Genomic DNA, 4,535 nt, shown 5'->3' on the forward strand with positions numbered 1-4,535 from the left:
CACCGCCGCCCAACCGGCCAGCACCGTCATGTACAAAGTCGTACCGTGGCGCTGGCCCAGCGCCTTGAGATCGGCTGTCAGCGCTTCATCGAAGAGCACCGGCAAACGCGCTCCGGCATAGTCCTGCTGCGCGGGTCGCGGACGGTCTACAGGCAAGGTCAATAAAGGCGGTACATCCGCCAGTGTCCGTTGCCAGTAGGCATTCTGTTCACTCAACACGTCGCCGCTCAGCCAGCGGCGCTGCCAGACGGCATAGTCCGCATATTGGATCGGCAGCGGTGGCAACGGATCGGCCGCGCCATGCAGGCAAGCCTGGTAGAGCCTCCCCAACTCACGGGTCAGCACATCCATCGACCAACCATCTGAGACGATGTGGTGCAGAGTCACCAGCAGAACATGCGTCTCGTCCGCCAGCCGCACGAGGCGACCGCGGATCAAGGGCCCCTGTCGCAGATCGAACGGCGCCCGCGCCTCGTCCGCGGCCAACCGGGCCAGTTCGCCTTCGGCGTCGGTATGCAGGGACAGGTCATGGAACGTCAAGGCAAAGCCGGCCCCTTCGACGGCGATGCACTGCACCACCTCACCGTCGACCTTGTCGAACGTGGTACGTAACGCTTCGTGACGCGCCACGATCCGGTCCAATGCCCCATGCAGGGCTTGCGGTGACAGCCGGCCCTTGAGACGCAAGCCACCGCAGATGTGATAAGCAGCGCTGCCGTCCATCTGCGCCAGGAACCACAGGCGCTGCTGTGCGAACGACAGGGGCAACGCACTGTTGCGCGGAACCGCCTCGATGGGCGGCAACGTGCTTGCCGACGCTTGGGAGGCCCAGGCTGACAATCCCATCAATCCGGAGTTGGCAAACAGTTCCGCCAGGGTCAGTTCCACGCCCAGTTGCTGGCGCACCTGAGACATCAATCGCACGGCCAACAACGAATGCCCGCCCAGCTCAAAGAAATCGTCATGACGACCGATCTGCTCCACGCCCAGCAACTGACGCCAGATATCGGCGATGCGCATTTCCATGTCGCCCCGTGGCGCCTCATGGTCGCGGCTCGAATAGGCCGCGCTGTCCGGGGCGGGGAGCGCTCGGCGATCAAGCTTGCCATTGGCTGTCAAGGGCAGCGCGTCGAGGCGCACATAGGCCGACGGCACCATGTGCCGGGGCAAGTGCACCTGCAATTGCGCACGCAAATTGTCGGCCGTCGGGTCCGGGTATTCGCCCTCGTGTAACGTGTAATAGGCCACCAGACGCTTGTCATCCGGTGTGTCACCAGCCGCGATGACCACAGCCTCGCGCACACCGGCACAATCGCTGAGCCTGGATTCGATTTCACCCAGCTCAATGCGCAAGCCGCGTATTTTCAGCTGACCATCATTGCGCCCCAGGTATTCGATATTGCCGTCCGGCAAATAACGTCCAAGGTCACCGGTACGGTACATCCTCGCGCCCTGCACAGGGCCGAATGGGTCTTGCACGAAACGCTCGGCGGTCAGCTCGGCACGGTTCAAGTAACCTCGCGCAACCCCTGCGCCCCCGATGTAAAGCTCACCCGTCGCACCGACCGGAACCGGTTGCAAGTGTGCATCGAGCAGGTAGATCCGTGTGTTGCCCACCGGCTTGCCGATATGCAACACCGCCTGGGAGGCGTCGATCCGGCCCGAGGTGGCGACCACCGTGGTTTCCGTGGGGCCATAGTTGTTGATCAGCGTAAAGCGTGGGTCGGCGGGCAGTCGGCGCAGACGGTCACCGCCGATCAGCAGCGTACGCAACCGATCGTGGCTGAGGTTGCCGCCGAAGGCGTACTCGGCAATCGGCGTAGGCAGGAAGCACACATCCAGCGCCTGGGCCTGCCACCAATCCAGCAGTGCGTCGACATCCTCGCTGCCAGCATGGGCCGGTGGCAGCAACAGCGTGGCCCCGGCGCACAGGGCGGGCCAGATCTCCCAGGCCGCGGCGTCGAAACCGAAGCCAGCAACGCTGGACGTGCGGCTGCCGCGCCCCAGTTCGAAGGACTGACAATGCCACCCCACCAGGTTGTTGAGGTTGCGATGCTCGACCATCACCCCTTTGGGCAGACCGGTCGACCCCGAGGTGTAGATCACATAGACCAGATGACTCGGCTCCAGGCCCGGCACCTGAGGGTTGACACCGCCGCCGTCGGGGCTGATCTCGTGCTCAAGATCAATCACCGGCACCGATGCGTCGACCATGAGGCCGCCGGTAGCCAGTTGCACCAGGACCGCCGCCGGGGCGCTGTCTTGCAGCATGTAGGCAATGCGCTCGGCCGGATAGGCCGGGTCTATCGGTACGTAACCCGCCCCGGATTTCAGGATGCCCAGCAACCCGACGATCATCTCCAGGCTGCGCTCGACACAGATCGCTACGCGGTCATCCGGGCGCACACCCAGCGCCAGCAGATGATGAGCAACCTGGTTCGCCCGGGTGTTGAGTTCGCCGTAGCTCAGTGACCGGCCTTCATACACCACCGCCGTCGCCTCAGGCTGCATGGCGGCCTGGTCTTCGACCTGGCGATGAATCAGCGCCTGTTCGGCATACACCGCGCCCGTGGCGTTCCAGGTCTCGATCAACTGTCGACGCTCGGCCTGGGGCAGGATGTCCAGGCTGTGCAAAGGCGCCTGCGGTGCCTGCTCCAACGCATCAACCAGACTTTCCAATGCCACCTGCATATAGCCACAGATGCGCTGGGCGCCGATAGGGGATTGGACTTGCGCCGTGAGGCTGAACCCCTCGCCCAGGTCGTCCACTGAGAGCGTCAGCGGGTAGTTGGTGCGTTCCTCGCCTCCCAGGGCTTCGATCCCCTGCCAGGCTGATGACGATTGCAGTGCGAGGGGTTCGGCCACCGTATGCCGGTAGTTGAGTAATGCGCTGAATAGCGGTGTGGGCGCGGCCACGCCACTGCAACGTTGAGCCAGTGCCAGGGAAGCGTGCTCATGCCCCAACAAACCGGTCAACCGTTCATGGGTCGCCAACACGCCGTCACGCACACTGAGTGCCCCCAGTCGCACGCCGATTGGCAAGGTATTGATAAACATGCCCAGTGCTCGGTCGGCGCCTTCGCCGCCCTGCATCCGGCCCATCAATACCGTACCGAACACGACGTCTTCGCGGCCCGATACCCGGCCCAGCACCTGAGCCCAGGCCAGATGATGCAGACTGGCCGCACTCACGCCCAACTGGCGCGCCTGCCTGCGCAGGCGTTGGCTCAGATCGGGGGCGATGCCCTGACTGGCTTCTTCGACGCTACTGCCGTCGCCACGCAGATCCTGTAAGCCGAACGGCAGCGTCGGTTCATCGATAGCGCCGAGCATCTCGCGGAAAAACGCCTCATGCGCCTTCGGACTGACGCCCAGGCGAGCCTGGGCCACATAATTGCGGTACGGCACCGCATCGCCCATCTGGTCGGCCTGTCCGAGCAAATGAGCCTGCATTTCATGGCGAACCACTTCCAGCGCCGTGTGATCGAGCGCCATGTGATGGAACAGCAGTGTCGCCACCCAACGCCGGTTCACCGCATCCTCGGCAAAGCGGATACGCATCAGCGGAGCCTGGCGGATGTCCAGGCGCGCATCGAAGTCTGCCTGCAGTCGACCGGCGACATCGCCGTCCTCACGGCGCAACGCCACTTGTTCGACACCCAGCACGGCCTTGCGCCAGACCACTTGCACCGGTTCATCGAGGCCGTCCCAGGCCATGGACGTACGCAGGATGTCGTGACGATCTATCACGCCTTGCAGGGCCTGGGTGAAATCATCGAGGCGTTTGCGGCTATCGAAGGCAAACTGCGCCTGTAATACGTAGGGGTCGCCCTGCTCAGCGGCGAAATGGTGATAAAGGATGCCTTCCTGCAAGGGTGCCAGCGGATAGATGTCCTGCACATTGCCCACGCCACCCGGCACGCTCGCCACGATGCGGTCGATAGCCTCCTGGGGCAGTGTCACCAGCGGCAGCAAATCGGGGGTGATGCGTTGACAATCCGGTGCGATCAGGTTCGCCGGAACCTGAACCTCGCGGTCATCATGACTGCCGACCGCAGCCGCCAGCGCGGCCAGGGTGGGCTGGCTGAACAGAATGCGCACATCGGCGCTCAGATTGACCTGGCGCATGCGCTCGATCAGGCTGACGGCCAACAGCGAATGACCGCCCAGCTCGAAGAACTGGTCGTGACGGCCGACCTGCTGCAGGCCCAGCAGGTCCTGCCAGATCTGCGCCAGGGTCGTTTCGATTTCGCCTCGAGGGGCTTCGTAGCCGCGGCTGATCAATGCATCTTGGTCAGGGGCCGGCAGGGCCTTGCGGTCGAGTTTGCCGTTGGGGGTCAACGGCATGGCGTCGAGACGCACATAGGCCACGGGCACCATGTATTCCGGCAATTGCCCTTGCAAGTGGCGGCGCAGGGTTTCGATGTCCACCGTTTCGGATTGAGTGAAGTAGGCCACCAGGCGCTTGTCGCCCGGCACGTCTTCACGGGCCAGTACCACGGCTTCCTTCACGGCTTCGTGCCGGGCGAGCTTGG

The 4,535-nt window shown here is 63.9% G+C and carries 1 protein-coding gene; it reads right to left on the reverse strand.

What is annotated here, in order from left to right; genetic code table 11:
* On the reverse strand, positions 1-4,535 hold a 4,535-nt coding region (locus tag BM317_RS29475; protein ID WP_139236101.1), incomplete at both ends, for a non-ribosomal peptide synthetase.

Origin of the sequence: Pseudomonas sp. NFACC24-1 (assembly GCF_900115235.1) — a bacterium.
Classification (GTDB): Bacteria; Pseudomonadota; Gammaproteobacteria; order Pseudomonadales; family Pseudomonadaceae; genus Aquipseudomonas; species Aquipseudomonas fluorescens_AA.